This is a genomic window from Fischerella sp. (assembly GCF_013388695.1).
In the GTDB taxonomy this organism is placed as follows: Bacteria; Cyanobacteriota; Cyanobacteriia; order Cyanobacteriales; family Nostocaceae; genus PCC9605.
Genome location: NZ_JACAEU010000069.1, coordinates 1 through 18,656 on the forward strand (window position 1 = coordinate 1; position 18,656 = coordinate 18,656).

Here is an 18,656-nt window from a genome sequence, read left to right on the forward strand (position 1 = left end):
CTCAAGGGGGTGTCTAGCCGTCGATATGGGCAGGCTGGGCTACCAAAGCCCCATAAAGAAGCGCTTTGGAGTCCTAGCTATTTTGCATTATCAGTTGGAGGAGCGCCCTTAGAGGTTCTAAAGCAGTACATCAGAGATCAAGAAAAGCCGTCCTAGAAGGACGGGGCTTGAAACCCATTTTCTCGGTCAACAACACCAAAAACTGTTAAGCGATCGCCTCCAGTCTACTTTTTATCGCCTGCTCGAAGAAAATAACGGTAAAATTTCCGTATTATCTTTTGCCAAACAAGCAGAGATAAATGGTGATGAAGCAAAGAGGTATCTAGATGCTAAGGCAAAAGAGTTTAATGCCACATTTGACATCAACCCCCAAGGAGGCATTTATTACTACTTTCATATTTAGACGCATGTATTTTGTTGGTGGTTGGTAGTTGTTTGGAACGAACAACCAACAACAAATAACAAACAACGAACAACAAACAACAGACGCAAGTGAGGAATTATGAAGACTGGTGAAAAATTAGCTGCGGGTTGGCTGCTGACACTTGGTTTCATGTTTATAACCTTATCAGTTTCAGCGGCAATAGACAAACATAATATGTTGAAACCAATCTCCCCAGGAATAGATAATGAAGCACCAGATTTTCGCAATCAAGAAGCTCTTTACGCACTTGATTCTACAACTAAACAAGGTTTAATCTTTGGCGTTCCTACTTTAGTATTAGGGGGATGGTTGGCACTAGGATTATACCGTCAAAATCGGCAAGATAAAAAGGCAATTGAGCAACAGGTAAACGAACATCTGCAATCAGTTTTTTATCGTATGATCCAAGAAAATCATGGACGTGTGACTCTTTTAAATTTTGCGATGCAATCTCAACTACCAGCATCAGTTGCTAGACAATATCTTGATGAGCAAGCCAAAATATTCAATGCTAATTATAAGGTTAGTGAAGAGGGGGGAATTTCTTACCATTTTGACCTTTAAAGAATAATTTGGCGAACTTTATGACGCAGATTTTTTTGAGCTTAGCAGCTATCTTAGGTGGTCTTTCTGTTGCCGCAGGTGCTTTTGCTTCCCATGCATTACGAGAAAGAATGAGTGAGCGATCGCTCTTAATTTTTGAAACAGGCGCTCGTTACCAAATGTATCATGCTCTAGCACTGTTAATTGTGGCACTATTACTAAGTCGGCTCGAATCTCCGCCACCTAGCTTGCTAGCAAGTGGGTGGTTATTCATTATTGGCATTGCAATTTTTTCAGGCAGCTTATATGCTCTGAGTTTAACTGGTATTAAATATTTAGGAGCCATTACACCAGTAGGAGGAGCAGCCTTTATTGCAGGTTGGGGTGCTTTAGCATTTGCCGCTTGGAATTTGAAGTATTAAGAACTTCCAAAAAATAAATTATCCAGTAGGGTGCGTTAGGCTTAACGCCGTAACGCACCACTTAACAGATAAGAGGAAAAGCCTTTCGTTTTGACACAGATCGATTTCCCACAGAAGTACAGTTGGAAGTCTACTACAGCCAGGGATGCGAAAGACAAATTCTCATCGACGGTGATGAGCAATTAGATTTGAATGAGGTACGTGCAGTATGGTATCGTCGCATTGCGATCGGAGCAAGAATTCCCAAAACTATGGACTTGCAATTGCGACAAGCATCAATTGGTGAATCTCGCGTCACCGTTATGGGGATGATTGCTAGTATCAAAGGGTTTCACCTAGACCCCATGCCAAATATTCGCCGCGGTTAGTTTTTTGCGACTTTTAAAAATGTAGAAATATTGAAGCGGTATAGAAAGCTTTAAATTAATAGATTTGCAGCAATAATTAATACTGATAATATAGTTTATGATGCCTGATTAAATCGATACTCTACATACGCGTGAAGGGTATGAGTAAAGCAGAAGAAGTGATAAAGGTATACCAACGATTAACACAAAAGTATAAATTAATACTAATTTCTTTCTTAAAGACTGAGTACAGAAAAAAGTCGTGGAGATTGGTATCGATAAGTGATAGTTTGAATAAATAAATTACTGTGTTGCTAATTGTATCAGGAATACTACCGCGATCGCCATTAGGTAACAGAATGAACTTAGAGCTAGATAACTATTATCAATGGAGAGAGTGCCTGAGGGCTGATGCACCTAGCTATGTTGAGCGATCGGCAGATCAAGAACTTTTAGAGAAGTTGAAAATAGGAGAGTATTGTTATGTGTTGAATGCCAGTCAGATGGGTAAATCTAGCTTAATGCTGCGGACAAAACACAAGCTAGAACAACAAGGATTTACCTGTGCTGCTATTAGTCTAAAAACCATGAGTCAAGTTTATACTACTTGTAATAGTTGGTATGAAGGATTATTTAATGATTTAGCTAATCAATTCAAACTTTCAGAACAATTTAATTGTAAACTTTGGTGGGATCAACAAAAAGATACGTCTTTAAACAAGCTGTTAAATTTTGTTGACAAAATTTTATTAACAGAAATAAATCACAACAAAATAGTAATTTTATTTGACGAGATAGATATTATTTTTAGACTCAGGTTTAGAGTAGATGATGTTTTTACTTTTATCAGCACTTGTTACCAACGTCGCGCGGTAAAATCAGCATACAATAGTCTCAACTTTGCCCTGTTTGGAGTGGCAGCCCTATCTGCCCTCAATACTAAATTAAATATTATTGGTAGGACAATTGAATTAACTGGCTTTAAACTTTCCGAGACTAAACCTTTAGCCTATGGTTTGCAGTTGGCGAAAAAAGTTAAACACCCTAAAAATGTTTTGAAAGAAATTTTAAAATGGACTGGTGGTCAACCCTATCTCACTCAAATAATTTGCGGCTTAGTGATTAAATCTAAATTATATATTCATAAGGGTCAGGAAGTAGAGAAAATCGCTACGCTCGTGAATAGACATGTGATTGATAGTTGGGAAACAAAAGATGCTCATACACATCTAGAGAATATCCAACTTGTTCTGCTTAGAAATAATCCAAGTAAATTCCGACGGCTAACTTTGTATCAAAAAATTTTGCAGGAGGGAGAAGTAGGAATTAATTATTGTTCAGAAAATATTCCTGAACAAATAGAATTACAGTTATCAGGTGTAGTAGTTAAAGATCAAGACAATTTAAAGTTGTTTAACCAAATTTATAAACATATTCTTAATGAAGAATGGGTGAACAAAAATTTAGCAGATATACCTCTGCTTTATACCGAAAAACTCTCAAATTGGTTGGCGTCCCAAGAACAAGATGAATCTCAACTTTTATATGGACAAGAATTGGAAAAAGTATGGAAATGGGCAAAAGAAAAAAACTTGACTGAACAAGAGCGGAATTTTTTGTTCAAAAGCCAATTATTTGATGCCATTACCAAAGTGCGTTTATGCAGTATTAATAATTACGAATCTGTCGTTCAAGCTGTTTTCTCATGGACTAGAGGAGAAAAAAAGCTGAATGACCTAATTTTGGAACTAGCAAAGTTTCATCAACTTCCAGCCGTAGGAAGTGAGGCGATGTCGGTTGATAACTTGGTGCGATCGCATATTCTAGACAATTGGCAAACTCATATTGCAAATCACCCTATTGCTGAGTTTCGCCATCAGCTTTTATTAGTTCATATAGAAAAATTAAAGATGGTTGCAGAAAAAGATAAGATAAATATTGCTAAAATCTTCCAGGAATGGATGCCTGAATTAGAGCAAAAATCTAGCCGTCTTTATAGCCATCTCATTGAAGAAATTCTTTTATGGACAAAACCTAATCTTTATCTTTTAGAAACACTTTGTCAGCTGATATGTGATTCGCAAACCCCTATACCCACCAATCGTGAAGCAGAATATATCCAGCAACTAGTACAAACCCACTGGATTAGGCAATGGGAAACTCTACCAGAGACTCAACCGATTAGAGAAATAAGCGATCGCCTACTCAAAAATCCAAATTGCGATCCTTTTAGACTGCTAATCCGGTATCGGCAAATTTTACGCGAAGAACTATTACTAGAAGATGATTGTCAAGAAGATGAAGAACTACTAAAAATCAAGCTAGTAGACAAAATTAATGGTAATCTAAGAGTTGCAAATTTTACCTATGAGCACATATTTAATCTTAGCTGGATTAACCAATCCCTAACAAATATGTCACGACCCTATGAGCCGATAAAATTTATTAATTGGTTAGATTCTCGGCAGAAAGACAAATCACAATTACTCACTGGAGAAGAACTAGAAAAAACTAAAGATTGGGCAGATACAAACAAAGATTTATTAACAGAGCAAGAACGAGATTTTATTACCTGGAGTATAATAGCAAATTTTTAAGGTTTAGCTATGCTTGATGAGCAAGACAAAGAAGATATTTATAACTACATTAAAAGTATTATTACAGAATTAGATGAAAAAGTAGATAGACCCAATGTAGTTATTGAAGAAGTTTTATCTTGGACTTCTTTTCAGAAATATCTCACCAAGAATGTTTTTGAATTAATGATCGAATCATCTACATCTTTTATTCCCAGTGGTAAGGAAAGCGAAATAATTGCCAGTTTAATCCAAAGTAGATTGATTCAAGATTGGGAATTTCAAGAAGCCTCAGTTCATTTAAGGCAGATTCAAAATGAAATTTTGAAGAGTACACAAAGCAAAACTTTGCTGGAGTTGTACCAGAGAATCTTACAAGAAGACTATGTACCTCTTAATGATAGTCAAGAACAACAAGAACTACTGGCATCAGGTTTGGTAAGTATAGAATCAGGAAAGTTGCGAGTTGCTAACCGCATCTACAAGCAAGTTTTTAATCAAAATTGGATTGATAAAAATCTGTATAAAACTCAAGAAGGCTTTATTGATGCCAATAATGTTGCCAAGGCAGCCTCAGAAAATAATACACCAGAAGTTTCAGAAGATAATGAAAGAAGACCTTCAGAAGTTGCACGAGTGTTCGCATACTTATTCATAGTTATACTGGCTGTCAGTTTTATAAGTTTATTAGTGTTTTTGATTTTGAAATCATCACAATCTTCACCATCATCTAAGTTTGCTCGCAGTGTCAGCGAATGTCAAAAATTTTCTTACGAACTTGATGAAGCTCTTAAACAACCTCCAAATAGACTCAAAGTGATTACAAAAGGTCTATCCTGGAGAAAAGAACAGGGAATTAGTTTAAATGAGCAATGCGAAGATTTTAGGAAAAATGTAGAAAAATCGGGTATTGTTCCGTCTGATATAGAAAATAAATTTAATCAAGTTCTACGCCAAGAAGCACAAACAAAAATTGATACAAATCAATTAGAAGAAGCTGTAGATATATTGTGTAAGATTAGCGATGAATATGAATATATCGAAGATATAAAAAGTATATTCCAACGGTGGGAATCAACCAGAGGAAATAAAATACAAAACAAAATCAACCAACTCAAATCTTCTTGCCCTGCTGCCCAATACTAAGAGGTCATTTATAAAGTAAATATTAAGTAGCGCGGCGGTGCGTTACGCGCTGCTTTAACGCAACGCCAGGTGCTACAACGGAACAGCAGGTGCTACCCTGCGGGCGTCTACGGGAACCTCCAAGGGCGCACTGGCTCCCCTACAATTTAAGGTTTACTAGGGAACTCCAAAAAATAAATCATCCAATGGGAGCATCCCACACAACTTCTTACTCCTTGTCCTCTTTGTCTTCCAAGTTTTGCGAACGATTGAATATTTTTTTTATTTGAAAGTCCTCTAATGGAATGCACCCTGTTTCTTGTCGCCTTTGTAGCGATCTACAGTTTGTAAAAAAATCCATCGCTACCTACTTTCTCTTCCTTGGATGATACTCTGATTCCTTTTCTTGCTAATTTAGTTATCTTTTCCCACCAATTCCCTTTCAGCATGATAGGCTGATTTTGTTTCGTTGAATGTTCCCAACCATATAGAAATAGACCAATACCGATCCAAACTATTAGGCTTGTAATCAATGTAACGCCGCAAACAATTAACCAACCTAGAAGTTGGTAGCCTGTCTGGATAAAAGGATTATTATGAAAGAAAGGCTGGGTGTTATATACAAGAGATTCTGGTTGACTAAAAAGACCTACAGCAATAGTTCCCCAACCACCACAGAAAAGGTGAACAGGAATCGCACCTGCTGGATCGTCAATTTTCAGCTTTTCTAAAACTTTTCCCCCTAGAATAACCACGAACCCACTGATAAAACCGATGAAAGCTCCTCTTGTCATATCTACATAAGCAGAAGAGGCTGTTATTCCTACTAAACCCCCTAAAATCCCATTGATGATTGAGGATAAGCTAGGTTTACCAACAATAGCTGGACTACAGATAATAGCCATAGTCCCACCTGTCGCGCCTGCAATTGTAGTTGTGGCAATGATGTGGGGTACGTATTCTAAATTAGTTGTGGAACCACCATTAAAGCCTAGCCATCCTAACCACAAAATTAGGCAACCAAGAGTTGCATAACCAAGGTTACTAGGACGAGTGAAAGCTTCTTCTGAAATATTTGTTGGAGGTTCTTGTTCAGAAAGTTGATTTAGTTCGATATCTGGGCGAGGATCGTAGTTAAAGCGGCCCCATCGCGGCTTCAGTAGCCAAGCTCCCACCAACGCAGCCGTTCCACCCACAGTATGAACAACTGTCGAACCGGCAAAGTCTCTAAATAGCAGAACTTGTTTAAGCCAGCCATAGTGTGACCAAATCCAATGACCGGTTAAAGGATACAAAATTCCTACAAGAAAAAAGCTGAAAAGAAAAAATGCCCAGAATTTTACACGTTCAACAACTGCCCCAGATACAATTGTGGCAGCAGTTCCAGCGAAAACTAATTGAAAGAAAAATAGAGATGCAAAGGAGTGATTTGGCCAATCTGCTTGTAAGCAAGTAAATCCATTCGGAAAAGCCAAATCATGAGAATGTTGGGGAAACGGTAGTTGAAAGGGAAAACCTATTTGACCGAAGAAACTCAAAAATTTCTGCTCTACTTCTCCCGAACAGTTATAGTATCCATCTCCTAACATAAATCCAAAACCAAAGAGCCAGAAAGCTAATGTCGCTACACAAAAAACAACGAGATTTTTGGCTAAGACATTGGTAGCGTTGTTGTATCTACAGAAGCCAGTTTCTAAAAGGGCAAAGCCAGCATTCATAAAAAAGACTAAAGCGCCTGCAATCAACAGCCAGATGGAATTTAATTCTTGTTTTGTGTTGGGAACTTGCGCGATCGCAGCTTCCATCCAAACCAGCACTATAATAGTGGCTAAAAGTAGGTTGATGTAGAAATATCTTGAGATTCGGTTTTTTTTGAAATGGAATCCTATAAATTTCCTTGTAGGCATTGATTTTAGCAGTATTGGTGGGAATTTAGTTGTTTTATACAATATTTCACACCGCAGATATGTTTTGATGTTTATTTTTATTGCGTCTAACAAATACCACTAAAGTGACGAGAAAACCCCCAAGACCGCGCTGGCTCATCACTTGCAACACCCCCCAAGCAAGCCTCCAATCCCTCGTTACCAGGTTGAACCTGGCTCTTATGAATTAAGAGCCTCTGCCTCTTGTTGAGAATGGGGCAAGATATCAATTTAGGCTATTCCTGTTGGAATTTATACACAAAAAATTAGCAAGGTAAACTTGTGATTAGCTGAAAAAAGCAATTAAGCGATCGCGACAGCTGAGAAATTCATATAATTTTCAGGGAATTCTCAACTTCAAAGCTTAATCTCTACAATTATTGGGAGTCCATTCCTGAAAAATGTGTCGTTTATTAGCCTACCTCGGTTCACCAGTTTCTCTTGAACCTCTGTTGTACGAACCAGAACACTCGCTGGTAGTCCAAAGCTATCAACCCCGCGAAATGCTGTCTGGGGTTGTTAACGCTGATGGCTTTGGTGTAGGTTGGTATCATGTTCAAAAAGATACCAAACCTTTTATTTACAAAAACACGTTTCCGATTTGGAATGATATCAATTTACCTAGTCTCAGCCGCTATGTGGAGTCTGGGTGTGTGCTTTCCTACGTTCGCAGTGCTACACCGGGACAGGCGCTGGATTTTAGTAACTGCCAGCCATTTCAATATCAACGTCTGTTATTCACTCACAATGGTCGCATTGACAAATTTCGGCAGACACTATACCTACCAATTCGCAAACTTATAAGTGATGAAATTTATCGGTGGGTTAGTGGAAGCACTGATTCAGAACATATTTTTGCTTTGCTGTTGTCTCAGTTGCAAGCAAACCCAGGCAAAACTCTGGAGCAAGCTTTACAAGTTATATTGCTAAAACTGACAGATATGGCGCAAAGTTACCAAACCTACGTATCCGCCAACGTAGTGATCGGTGATGGCGATCGCCTCATCGCTTCTCGCTTTAGCAGCACTTCACCTGCTCCTTCTCTTTACTGGACAGCTAACGATCCAACTTTCCCCAATGCCGTCATTATTGCCTCAGAACCTCTGTTTGCAGGTAATTGGACTCCTTGCCCAGAAAACAGCATTATCAGTGTGGGAGCTGACTGTGATATTAGAATTGAGCAAATCTAGTTTCAAACAGGCAATTTCTCGCGCCTTTATTCAATGTCGTACTAAAACTCTCGCCTTGTTTGAGGGTATAGATGAAGCTACCTTGTGCCGTCAAGCTCATCCTGACTTTAGTCCTGTTGGTTGGCACTTGGGGCATATTGCTTACACTGAGTCTTTGTGGCTACTAGAGCATAATGCAGGCTTACCCTGTATGTTTCCCCAATACCGTAAGCTATTTGCTGCTGATGGTTTACCAAAACGCGATCGCGTCAAATTACCCAAACTAAAAGAAATTCGTTATTACCTAGACACAGTCAGAGAAAAAGTCCTGGATTATTTAGAAGTCGCTGATTTAGAAATACAAGAACCTCTTTGGCGCTTTTTAATTCAGCACGAAAGCCAGCACAGCGAGATTATTACCTTTGTGTTGGAATTAGTCAAAAGTCAAGAGTCAAGAGTCAAGAGTCAAAAGTCAAGAGTTGTAGAGACGTGCCATGGCACGTCTGTACAGAGTCAAGAGTCAAATTTAGTTACTTTGGACTCTGCGAAGCAGGTAGAGATGATCCAAATCCCTGCTGGTGAATTTGAGATGGGTAACAACTCGGCAGATGCTTTGGACAATGAGCGCCCAGCCCATTGGGTATATCTGGATACTTACTATATTGACCGTTACCCTGTGACTTGTGGGCAATATCGAACATTTATGACAGCGGGGGGTTATAAAAATTCGCAGTGGTGGTCAGTAGCAGGTTGGGAATGGCTGCAAACAGAAAAAGTGACCCAACCCCTCTACTGGTGTGAAGATCCAGCCTGGGATAATCACCCAGTTTGCGGTGTTAGTTGGTACGAAGCAGAAGCCTATGCTCGGTTTGTAGGAAAACGCTTACCTACAGAAGCCGAGTGGGAGAAAGCAGCGAGTTGGGATGCAAAAGTTAATCGTTGCCGCATCTATCCTTGGGGAGATGAAGAACCAACACCCAAATATTGCAACTACGATACCAACATGGGTAAGACAGCAGCAGTAGATACTTACCCTGCTGGACAAAGCGCCTATGGTTTGTACGATACTTTAGGCAATGTCTGGGAGTGGACAGCTACCTGGTTTGATAGCTATGAAGGCTTTCAGTATTACCCTTACATTGGGTACTCGCAGGTTTATTTTGACCATCAACATCGTGTTTTAAAAGGTGGTAGTTGGGCAACTCGTCCTTGGGCGCTACGATGTAGTTTTCGCAATTGGTATCATCCCAGCGTGCGCCAGATTTTAGCAGGGTTTCGTTGTGTTCGATAGGAAATGGTTAGTAGTTAGTGGTTAGTGGTTAGTTGTGTTACCACTAACCACTAACCACTAACAAGTCTCTGCCAAATTAATCAAAAAATCCAAACAGACAGGTATAGCCCACAATTAATCTAGCTTAAGCGTGATGCTATGGGGCATCGCTTTGTGTTTCACTAGCTGAGGTTTGGGGTTCGCAGTAGAAAGCGTTCCATCAGACCAAGTCAATGGAGGAGTAATGACAGTATCTAAACCTGCCAATAGCAGTGTTAGTTCCGAACACCGCTTGCAAATAAAGCGTTTGCTAGAACCAACTTTGGTTATTTCTTCAAGCACTGGAGGCGATGTGGTGAAGGGACTAACTCAGATGCCTAAAACTCTGCCGCCACGTTACTTCTACGATGACCGTGGTTCTGAGTTATTTGAGCAAATCTGTGGGTTGCCAGAGTATTATCTCACGCGTACAGAGACAGCAATTTTACAAAAATGTGCTAGTGAAATTGCCCAAATAACAGGTGCTTGTGAAATTGTTGAGCTGGGTAGTGGCAGTTCAACCAAAACCCGGATTTTGCTGGATGCCTACCAACAGCAAGGCTTACCTCTGCATTATTTACCGATTGACGTGAGTGCAGGCATACTCGAAAGTAGCGCGCTTTCACTACTAGCAGATTATCCCTCATTGCAAGTTTATGCTCTAGCAGGAACCTACGAATTAGCTCTTTCTCAAATTGAACCCAGCGAATTACCCAGTCGGATGATTTGTTTTATCGGTAGCACTTTGGGTAATTTAAATTCGCAAGAGTGTGATTTGTTCTTATCCCAGGTTATAGCTGCTTTGCAAGTGGGAGAGTATTTCTTATTAGGGGTAGACTTGCAAAAGCCAAAACATATTTTGGAAGCTGCTTATAGCGATCGCCAAGGTGTGACAGCAGCGTTTAACCTGAATATGTTAGAGCATCTCAATTGGCGATTTGATGGCAATTTTGACACCACCCAATTTGAACACTGGGCATTTTACAATGAAACTGAACATCAAATTGAGATGCACTTAAAAAGCAAGTGTAAGCAAAGCGTAGAATTAGGATCTCTCAAACTTAATGTTCATTTTGAACCAGATGAAACCATCCATACCGAAATTTCCCGGAAATTCAACCTTAATACCATCCAGCAAGAACTGAAAGCCAAGGGTTTAGTACCACAAAAAGTGTGGACTGACGAAAATCAATGGTTCGGTTTGTTACTGTGTAAATTACAAGCATAGTAGGGGATTGGGGATTGGGGATTAGTGAGAATTATGAGTGATGAATGCGATTGGACTGAAAATTTCATAATTCATAATTCATAATTCATAATTTTTATGCCCCAGCCCCTTTCCCTTAACCTCCAACATGAATAGCGGGATGCCGTTCAGGGTTCCTATCAGCCTTACGCAAGACTTCACGGGTAACTACAGCAATATCCCCTTCACCAAATAGGATAAAGCGCAGCAAATATTGGATTGGATTGCCCTCTCTCTGCCCAGCCGAAGTAGGCATGGGGCAATTTCTTGTTTTGATGTCGGATATATAAAAGGATAGCTGCGATCGCATTCGGTACGGCAGCACCTTGAACTCGCAGAATGCGATACTCACCCACGTGTACTCGTTTCACCCGGATAATATTTGCGAATTCTGAGGCATCAGATACCTGAATTTCTAAGACTCGCTAGCAATTATTGAGTCTTAGGCGATCGCGTTGTTGCAATTTTGGCAATTTGGGGTGAAATGTTCATTCTTTGTTATGAATAAAGTGCACAACAAAAAATAAAAATTTCATACTTACTTATAGTCAGCATCCAGAGTTAAGAGTCAAGTATTCATCTGGATTTTGGACTGTTAACTCTTGACTAACCTAATGAAAAAAATTGCTAGATAGACATATATCAGTTTACAACTGACTAAGTGATGATGGGTATCACCCATCATACTTTTAGCTACAAATTAAAAATATAAAACTTATTTTTCCACTGTGTTTCGTTAATTACGACATTTTATTTTGGTTATACTATGGCTCAATCTTGCTAATGTAATTAGAGCATTTTGGCTAGCAAAATTAGTATTTTACTGCTATGCTTTCACGTTTTTTTTGATTTTTTGCTGATGAAAAAACTTGCCAAAATGGCAACCTAACCCTGATTTATTCAGTTAAATTACAGAAAGATAAACGACTTCAAGGGTGTTGTTATCAGGGTGTATCACAATCAAAAATATTTTTGTGGTACACTCTCTACCCAACCATTTACAGATGAGTAGAAAGCACATGTAAACATGATACACAAATTATTTTTCTATTCAATAAATATTAATAATTAGATTTGACATTTGCCTCAACAGGAATATCCGATGCGTATTGGCGCTGTTCCACACCTTAACCCCCTAAACAAATGGCAGCGTCTGTATATGTTCCTGTTCGCTCCAGTGGTAAATGTCAGAGTGGGAGTAACAAGCGATTGGTATGCTGACTCCCACTCTTATTTTTGAGAGTGAGCTACTTAATTCAGTTACCTCACCATCCCTGACTTTTCAAGGTATTTATTATTGTGTCAAATTTATATCACTAATCACGAAAATTACTCAACGTGCCTTACTTCCCGTGACTGTAACAATCAGTGAAACTATAATCAACATAAACCCGCAATAAAATGCTAGACCATACAAAGCATATTCATTTAATAGTAGTGGAGAATTGTTACTAACTGTAGAGTCAGGAATAAAATTTGTAGCTGCCATCCCAGTATAATGCATCAACGAAATTGTTATCCCCATTAATATTGCTGTAAAGGTTTTCCTTTGTCTTCTGAACTTGATATAGCGTGAAGAGCCAAAATTAACAAAATATCCCAGCGATATATAGGATGCTACAAAAGCAATAATAATAGATAATGTAAAAAGTAAATAATTATAGTTAATTCTTGCAGACATCATCATAGCTGCCATTCCCGTGTAATGCATAATTGAAATGCTTATCGCCATGATCAAGGCGCTTATTAACAAACTTTGCCTAGAAGGTTTATTTGTAGTTTTGGGAATGAGCATATAAAATGCAGCACTCGCTCCAATTACTGCTGGGAAAATTGATAAAACTGTGATTAAAATGTCATAATTGACCTGCACTTCTGTTTTGAGAGCCTTCATACCTATAAAGTGCATCGTCCAGATACCGACTCCCATCAATAGGCCCGCAGTTACTGCCGTAAATCTACTTTCATTTTCTTTCTGGGTAAACAAAGGCAAAATACCCAGTACGGCATAAGAACCAATCACTGCTATAAGTACTGAAAGTGCAACAAACCTAAGATCGTAAGATATTTGCATGAAATTATATTGGTAAAAAATTTTTATCTAAATTACTCGTATTATTGCTAGTAGCTAATTTATATAAATTGTAAGGATAGTAATTAGAATCTTGATGATTTTTCTAACTCATGGTGTCATATTTTTACTAAGCATATTTAATTTGTACTGTGATAAAAAGATTTTCGTTTATTAATGCTCATTGATATTTTTTACATTTCTAAACGCTCAGATCATAATCTCATGGCATCAAATCGAAAGTCATCAGGCACATTAACCAAATTAAATTGAATTTTTTGCTACTAAAGTTATTAAAAGAAGTCGCCAATGATTGTTATTTTAATCACATTAAAAATAAGTATATCTTGAAATACACTTATATAGGTGTATATTAAATATATATATTTGATACATATCTTTTTGTAACTATTTATTCAATCTTCTGAAAAGAAGTTACTTTTTTATCATGTTGAATACTGGTAGTAAAAATATTATATGTATCGTATTGCTAGGACTGAGCCAGCACCATGCAGAGATTTCCTGCTTTGTAGATGCCCTGCGGATAACTTCCCGCAGGAAACAGGGAGTGTGTAAGTGCCATCTAGACTTTTTTAGTCTGAAGAGCTATTTTTCGCATACAAATCTAACAAAAATCCGTATCTTGCAGAAATTTGAGAATAGCTGTACTCAAGACTTTTGAAGCACCAGTTGAAGCATCATGACAACAGTTTGGCAAAATTTGCAACCTGGAATTAGGAAGACGTTGATGCAACTTTTTACCATGACTAGCAGGAAACCAACTATCTTGTTCGCCCCACAAAACGAGTGTAGGACAATCAATGCTATCGAGTTTGTTTTGAATCTTGCTGAGCAAATTTGGTTTATTTGCTTTAAAATTCTCAATTTCCCGTACCGCTATTTGCACCTCTTCAGCAACTTTGGTGAGAGTACCAGTGAATTCAATATACGGGTATGTTATCCAGTAAACGTCTTCTTGTGTCAGAACTGATGGATCGAACAGTACCTTGCGTCGTTCGATTGCTATAACTTCTCTTACAAATGGTGCTAGCAGATTTGCTAAACGTAAAGAATCAATTGTTTGCACCACTTCTAGCGGAGTTTGGGCAAGCAATGACATTCCCCAATGAGGAAGCTGCTCAGCAAAAATTGGTACATTTACTACTACTAACCGCGCTATTAGCTGCGGATTTTCTTGAGCCGAAGCAAGGGCAACTAATCCACCCAATGATTCTGCCACAATTGTCACAGGTTCATCACTTAGCGACTGAATAATTCGCTCTAATTCGATGACTTGATGACCGTTTTGTTCTCGACGAGACAAAGGTTTCTCGGAAAAACCGTAACCTTTAGCATCAAAACAAATTACCCGAAAGTATTTAGATAAAGGCTGGATGATATGTCGCCAATTATAACTCCAGCTACCCATACCATGTAATAAAACTATGGGTCTACCACTACCTATTTCCCCATAAGCAATTTGTACGGGATATCCATGAGCATCAGTAATTGTCAGACTTTGCCGCCCTTTAGGAAAAGTAACTTGCCACCAATCTTTCATTCGTTTTGTAAATCATTCATCTAACTGCCAGTTAAAGCTCCCCACAGCAGTCTAATTATTATCACAGGCAATGCTACTAAGACAACGGCGACAAGTAATAATCCAATCAAAACTGCAAATACAAACCATCCGTCTGCGCTTTGCTTTTGTCCTGGAAACCTTAAGTATTCTTCTAGCAATCTGATATTATGCTCGTTCGCCATCCAGGCAATATCAAAAAAGTCTCCTAGCATTGGTATGGCACCAACCAAACCATCGATGATGATATTAATCACCATTTTGCCCAAGGTGGCTGCTGGTACACCCAAGCGTGCGGCTTCTAGAACTATGTAGGCAGAAAGCATAACACCCAAGAAATCACCTCCAATAGGTATAAATCCGATAATTGGATCTAGACCAATACCAAGGCGCGTTCCAGGAATCACAATAGCTCGATCTAGCAGGCGGCTAAGCTGGCGCAGTCGCCTCAAAGTAGGTGCTTTAGCTTCTGGTTCAATGGTGGAAAAGCGAAGAGGTGGCTCACTCATGCAGGCGATCGCATTTCTATAATGAAATCGTAAATATTCTACTCCCATGTTGGAAGTTTTCAAGAATATTTTTGGTATAAGTAACAATATTTACAAAAATAGTGTTGTTGGTTGTTGGTTGTTGGTTGGTGATTGTTCCAAACAACAACTAACTAACAACCATCACCCATTACCCATTACATATGAGTCAAGAACTAACGCAGCAATGGTTAAATGAAATTCAAACGCTGAAACAACAGCTGGCACAGTTGCAAAAAGAACGCGATGCGGCTTGGGAAAGTGCGGAAAAATGGCGTAAACTCTACAACACTGAAGCAGAACAGCGCCGAACTGATGCTCAGCTATCGAAACAGGCGATCGCTTCTTTAAAAACCCAAATCCAGCGCCTGCAAGGTATTGAAGAAGCCCAACTTCATGACGCCACAGCGACAGTGGCGATTCAACAAGAATTAGCGCCAATCAAATCTGTGGAAGATTTAAAAACCAAACTTATTACTGTCATTAAAGAACGCGATCGCTTACAACATGCACTGAAAACTGAACAAGACAACCACGCCCAAACTCGTAAAAGCCTCACTACCGCTTTGGGTGATGCGATTGATAGCTTAGCACAGCAACGAGGCAAAGAAGAGGAGGGGGAGAGGGGGGAAATAAGAGTGGGAGAGGGGAACAGAGGGAGAGGGGGGAAATAAGAGTGGAAAAAAGAGACAGAACAACAATTTAGTATATCTTTCATTCTCCCACTCTCCCACTCCTCCACTCTTTTAAAACCCCATCGCCCCAGCTACAGCTTTAATTTCTGGTTCTATACCTTGTTTAAATTGACTCTCACTGTGTTTGATGGCTGTATCTGGATCTTTCAAACCGTTGCCAGTGAGGACGCAAACTACTGTCGCACCTGTAGGAACTCGGTCTTTCACTTGCAACAGACCTGCTACCGAAGCAGCACTGGCAGGTTCGCAAAAAATACCTTCTTCTCGTGCTAATAATCGATAGGCTTCGAGAATTTCTGCATCGGTGACGGCTTGGAAATTCCCCGTACTCGCTGATTTGACAGCAACAGCTTTTTCCCAACTGGCGGGATTACCAATTCTGATCGCTGTGGCAATAGTTTCTGGATGCGGTACTGGCTTACCTGTAACCAAGGGTGCTGCACCAGCAGCTTGAAAGCCCATCATTCGCGGTAAGCGATCGCATTTTCCGGCTTGATGATATTGACAAAACCCCATCCAATATGCTGTGATATTACCCGCATTACCCACCGGTATACACAACCAGTCGGGAGCATTGCCCAGAACATCGACAATTTCAAACGCAGCGGTTTTCTGACCTTCTAAACGGTAGGGATTAACTGAATTCACCAAAGTCACAGGATAAGCTTCTGCCATTTCGCGCACAATTTCTAGGGCGCGGTCAAAATTACCTTTAATTGCCAGCACCTCTGCACCATACAGCAGTGCTTGCGCCAATTTACCTAGCGCCACATAGCCATCAGGAATTAATACAAAAGCACGCATTCCCCCACGTCTAGCATAAGCCGCTGCTGCTGCTGAGGTGTTGCCCGTGCTGGCACAAATTACCGCCTTAGCCCCAGCCTCCTTGGCTTTGGAAATTGCCATTGTCATTCCTCGGTCTTTGAAGCTACCAGTAGGGTTAAGACCGTCGTATTTGACAAAGACACGTACTTGTCTGCCAATGCGTTGTGCGATCGCATCAGCTGGGATGAGAGGAGTATTACCTTCTAATAAGGTGACAATCGGCGTTGTTTCGCTGACAGGCAAGTATTCGCGATATTGCTCTATGAGTCCGGGCCAGGGTTGGCGATGAGATGTAATTGCAGACAGGCTTAATGTCACTTTTCTGGGCTTATTTTAATGTTGTTGGGTGTTGGTTGTTGGGTGTTGGTTGTTGGGTGTTGGTTGTTGGGTGTTGAAAACTAAACAGTAAAATCCAAATAACAAATAACCACTAACAAACAACAAATTCTTAGAATGTCAGTCTAGCGTTTTAGCTGTGTCTCTGGGAAGCTTTGCGCCACATTTTTTGACACTTCCTCGACTATGATTGACACTCTCCACGGCTAGAAGCGCCGTAGGGAGTATCAATGGATTTAAGTTTGAGTCAATGCCCTCAACCCCGCGACAAGCGCCCTTTACGACATCGGCTTGGTAAACCCAATATTGTCATCAATGACTGTTGTGGGCCCGATCGGAAGCTTTTCTGGGTCTGGTAGGTTGAGTTTCTCGAACTCGATTTTGTCGTTCCATACCTTTCTGAAGAAATCCTTGAACACCTCAACCGTGAGCAACTCGCCAGGACAGCGACGATATCCGAAACCGAAAGGCGCATAGCCAGCATAGTCACTGACCACATCTTCGACTCTTTGATCGATCCACTCTTTCAACAACTTGCGGAGCGATCGCACTCTCATGTAATTCTCGTAAACTATCATGAAATCAGCAACGCCATTTATTCATAGAATGCGAGAAGGCTTTTTGCTCATGTTTATGGACTGCCTCTTTTGACAAACTCGTGCATCCAGGTGAAGACCTGCTTAGCCTGCCCCTATAATTCCAATTCGCCGCATGTTGCACTCTCCTAAGATTGTGTAAGTTAAAGTCCCAATTGATATAGTTATCGGCGAAATTAACTTAACTTACGCAATCATCTAAACACCAGTCAGCCTTTGTGTCTTAGTGTCTTAGTGGTTCAAAATTTTTTTATATACACGTACGAAAGAGTAATAACTAATAACACTAGCGTTTTGTTTGGAACAAAGCTATTCTATCCGCAGTCCTACAATACACAGACTGCAATCTATTACAAAGACAGATAGGAATTATATAATTATTTAATAATTATTTAAACTTCCTTATTATAATATCTCTAAAGGTGTGAGTTCAAGTTACGGATCGATTAAGCAATGTCTACATCTGGTATTTCCGAACGTGAATCCCAGAGTGCCTGGGTAACAAAGTTAGATAAGTGTTTTTATCAAGCAGATCAGCAAGTTAAATTCATGCACTTGCAAGCAGAAGTGGACTGTCTACTACAACAGTTGCAATACCTGAAAATGCAACGCTTAGCAGCCACTGGCAAGGAAGAATAGCTGCTAGCAAGAAAACAACGATCGCCAATCGCAGCACTGTTAGAAGTATCAGCGGGGGGCTGATGTTACTTATGGCTTTGTATTTTGGCTGACCAACACTTGAGATTGTAGTTGTTGGCATTCTCCACCAGAAAAGCGAATGGATATAACATCAAAAGCTTGGCGATCGGTGTTAAAAATTGTATGGATTTTTCTTGGTGTCTTAGTGTCTTGGTGGTGAAAAAAGAATTCTGGAAACACCCTTCGGGTTCGCCAGTCCCCCATCGTGACGGGAACCGCCAAGACGGGGGCTGGTCTCACCA

At 39.8% G+C, this 18,656-nt stretch carries 18 protein-coding genes and 1 pseudogene; 11 read left to right on the plus strand and 8 right to left on the minus strand.

The features are described 5' to 3' along the window. From HXY43_RS09400 to HXY43_RS09425, 6 genes are all read left to right on the plus strand, one after another. Nucleotides 1-156: transposase (locus HXY43_RS09400; RefSeq protein WP_290882654.1), on the plus strand; the 156-nt coding region annotated here is incomplete at its 5' end. Between the two features lie 346 nt (nucleotides 157-502). Then, nucleotides 503-988, plus strand: a complete 486-nt coding sequence (locus HXY43_RS09405) for a hypothetical protein (protein ID WP_026732075.1) — start codon at nucleotides 503-505, stop codon at nucleotides 986-988. A 20-nt stretch (nucleotides 989-1,008) separates the two neighbouring features. Then, nucleotides 1,009-1,389: a DUF423 domain-containing protein gene (locus tag HXY43_RS09410; RefSeq protein WP_290882611.1), complete on the plus strand. Its 381-nt coding sequence runs from the start codon at nucleotides 1,009-1,011 to the stop codon at nucleotides 1,387-1,389. 122 nt (nucleotides 1,390-1,511) lie between these two features. Then, nucleotides 1,512-1,757: an MvdC/MvdD family ATP grasp protein gene (locus tag HXY43_RS09415; RefSeq protein ID WP_367161475.1), complete on the plus strand. Its 246-nt coding sequence runs from the start codon at nucleotides 1,512-1,514 to the stop codon at nucleotides 1,755-1,757. A 287-nt stretch (nucleotides 1,758-2,044) separates the two neighbouring features. After that, nucleotides 2,045-4,333, plus strand: coding sequence for an AAA-like domain-containing protein (locus HXY43_RS09420; protein WP_290882615.1), 2,289 nt, complete (start codon nucleotides 2,045-2,047; stop codon nucleotides 4,331-4,333). Nucleotides 4,334-4,342: 9 nt separating this feature from the next. Then, nucleotides 4,343-5,458 carry a hypothetical protein gene (locus tag HXY43_RS09425; RefSeq protein WP_290882618.1) on the plus strand — a complete coding sequence of 372 codons (1,116 nt, stop codon included), beginning with the start codon at nucleotides 4,343-4,345 and terminating at the stop codon, nucleotides 5,456-5,458. A gap of 317 nt (nucleotides 5,459-5,775) precedes the next feature. Here the strand turns inward: HXY43_RS09425 and HXY43_RS09430 are convergent, their stop codons facing one another. Continuing rightward, nucleotides 5,776-7,254 carry an ammonium permease gene (locus HXY43_RS09430; protein WP_290882622.1) on the minus strand — a complete coding sequence of 493 codons (1,479 nt, stop codon included), beginning with the start codon at nucleotides 7,252-7,254 and terminating at the stop codon, nucleotides 5,776-5,778. 509 nt (nucleotides 7,255-7,763) lie between these two features. Here HXY43_RS09430 and egtC point away from each other — a divergent pair. From egtC to egtD, 3 genes are all read left to right on the plus strand, one after another. Beyond that, a complete protein-coding gene (gene egtC, locus HXY43_RS09435; protein WP_290882625.1) occupies nucleotides 7,764-8,552 on the plus strand; it encodes an ergothioneine biosynthesis protein EgtC in 789 nt (262 codons plus the stop codon). Further along, entirely contained in the window at nucleotides 8,527-9,822 is a 1,296-nt protein-coding gene (gene egtB / locus HXY43_RS09440) for an ergothioneine biosynthesis protein EgtB (RefSeq protein WP_290882628.1), read from the plus strand. The genes egtC and egtB overlap by 26 nt, the downstream gene beginning before the upstream one ends. A 223-nt stretch (nucleotides 9,823-10,045) precedes the next feature. Next, nucleotides 10,046-11,068 carry an L-histidine N(alpha)-methyltransferase gene (gene egtD / locus HXY43_RS09445; RefSeq protein WP_290882630.1) on the plus strand — a complete coding sequence of 341 codons (1,023 nt, stop codon included), beginning with the start codon at nucleotides 10,046-10,048 and terminating at the stop codon, nucleotides 11,066-11,068. 115 nt (nucleotides 11,069-11,183) lie between these two features. Here egtD and HXY43_RS26945 read toward each other — a convergent pair. From HXY43_RS26945 to HXY43_RS09465, 4 genes and pseudogenes are all read right to left on the minus strand, one after another. Next, nucleotides 11,184-11,505 (minus strand): annotated as a pseudogene (locus tag HXY43_RS26945) (amino acid transporter); the annotation flags it as partial. A gap of 914 nt (nucleotides 11,506-12,419) precedes the next feature. Then, entirely contained in the window at nucleotides 12,420-13,160 is a 741-nt protein-coding gene (locus tag HXY43_RS09455) for an MHYT domain-containing protein (RefSeq protein WP_290882635.1), read from the minus strand. Between the two features lie 622 nt (nucleotides 13,161-13,782). Beyond that, nucleotides 13,783-14,718, minus strand: coding sequence for an alpha/beta hydrolase (locus tag HXY43_RS09460; protein WP_290882637.1), 936 nt, complete (start codon nucleotides 14,716-14,718; stop codon nucleotides 13,783-13,785). Between the two features lie 20 nt (nucleotides 14,719-14,738). Then, nucleotides 14,739-15,245 (minus strand): DUF4112 domain-containing protein, encoded by a 507-nt coding sequence (locus HXY43_RS09465; RefSeq protein WP_026732085.1) that lies wholly within the window; start codon nucleotides 15,243-15,245, stop codon nucleotides 14,739-14,741. 182 nt (nucleotides 15,246-15,427) lie between these two features. Between HXY43_RS09465 and HXY43_RS09470 the strand changes: the two genes are divergently transcribed. Further along, on the plus strand, nucleotides 15,428-15,937 hold the full coding sequence (locus tag HXY43_RS09470; RefSeq protein ID WP_290882640.1) for a hypothetical protein: 510 nt from the start codon (nucleotides 15,428-15,430) through the stop codon (nucleotides 15,935-15,937). 72 nt (nucleotides 15,938-16,009) lie between these two features. Here HXY43_RS09470 and thrC read toward each other — a convergent pair whose 3' ends face one another. Continuing rightward, on the minus strand, nucleotides 16,010-17,101 hold the full coding sequence (gene thrC, locus HXY43_RS09475) for a threonine synthase (RefSeq protein ID WP_290882643.1): 1,092 nt from the start codon (nucleotides 17,099-17,101) through the stop codon (nucleotides 16,010-16,012). A gap of 296 nt (nucleotides 17,102-17,397) precedes the next feature. Next, nucleotides 17,398-17,697 (minus strand): hypothetical protein, encoded by a 300-nt coding sequence (locus HXY43_RS09480; protein ID WP_290882646.1) that lies wholly within the window; start codon nucleotides 17,695-17,697, stop codon nucleotides 17,398-17,400. 471 nt (nucleotides 17,698-18,168) lie between these two features. Here HXY43_RS09480 and HXY43_RS09485 point away from each other — a divergent pair, with 471 nt between their 5' ends. Continuing rightward, nucleotides 18,169-18,354 carry a hypothetical protein gene (locus HXY43_RS09485; RefSeq protein WP_290882649.1) on the plus strand — a complete coding sequence of 62 codons (186 nt, stop codon included), beginning with the start codon at nucleotides 18,169-18,171 and terminating at the stop codon, nucleotides 18,352-18,354. A 69-nt stretch (nucleotides 18,355-18,423) separates the two neighbouring features. On the opposite strand, the gene HXY43_RS09490 is transcribed toward HXY43_RS09485, so the two are convergent. Beyond that, nucleotides 18,424-18,656, minus strand: a 233-nt coding sequence (locus HXY43_RS09490) for a hypothetical protein (protein WP_290882652.1), incomplete at its 5' end; no start/stop codon positions are given.

Coding starts and splice junctions, on each gene's coding strand:
- HXY43_RS09465 (WP_026732085.1), bottom strand. CDS start 15,245: ATGAGTGAGCCACCTCTTCGCTTTTCCACCATTGAACCAGAAGCTAAA.
- HXY43_RS09405 (WP_026732075.1), top strand. CDS start 503: ATGAAGACTGGTGAAAAATTAGCTGCGGGTTGGCTGCTGACACTTGGT.
- HXY43_RS09470 (WP_290882640.1), top strand. CDS start 15,428: ATGAGTCAAGAACTAACGCAGCAATGGTTAAATGAAATTCAAACGCTG.
- HXY43_RS09460 (WP_290882637.1), bottom strand. CDS start 14,718: ATGAAAGATTGGTGGCAAGTTACTTTTCCTAAAGGGCGGCAAAGTCTG.
- egtD (WP_290882630.1), top strand. CDS start 10,046: ATGACAGTATCTAAACCTGCCAATAGCAGTGTTAGTTCCGAACACCGC.
- HXY43_RS09410 (WP_290882611.1), top strand. CDS start 1,009: ATGACGCAGATTTTTTTGAGCTTAGCAGCTATCTTAGGTGGTCTTTCT.
- HXY43_RS09480 (WP_290882646.1), bottom strand. CDS start 17,697: ATGATAGTTTACGAGAATTACATGAGAGTGCGATCGCTCCGCAAGTTG.
- HXY43_RS09425 (WP_290882618.1), top strand. CDS start 4,343: ATGCTTGATGAGCAAGACAAAGAAGATATTTATAACTACATTAAAAGT.
- egtC (WP_290882625.1), top strand. CDS start 7,764: ATGTGTCGTTTATTAGCCTACCTCGGTTCACCAGTTTCTCTTGAACCT.
- HXY43_RS09485 (WP_290882649.1), top strand. CDS start 18,169: ATGTCTACATCTGGTATTTCCGAACGTGAATCCCAGAGTGCCTGGGTA.
- HXY43_RS09455 (WP_290882635.1), bottom strand. CDS start 13,160: ATGCAAATATCTTACGATCTTAGGTTTGTTGCACTTTCAGTACTTATA.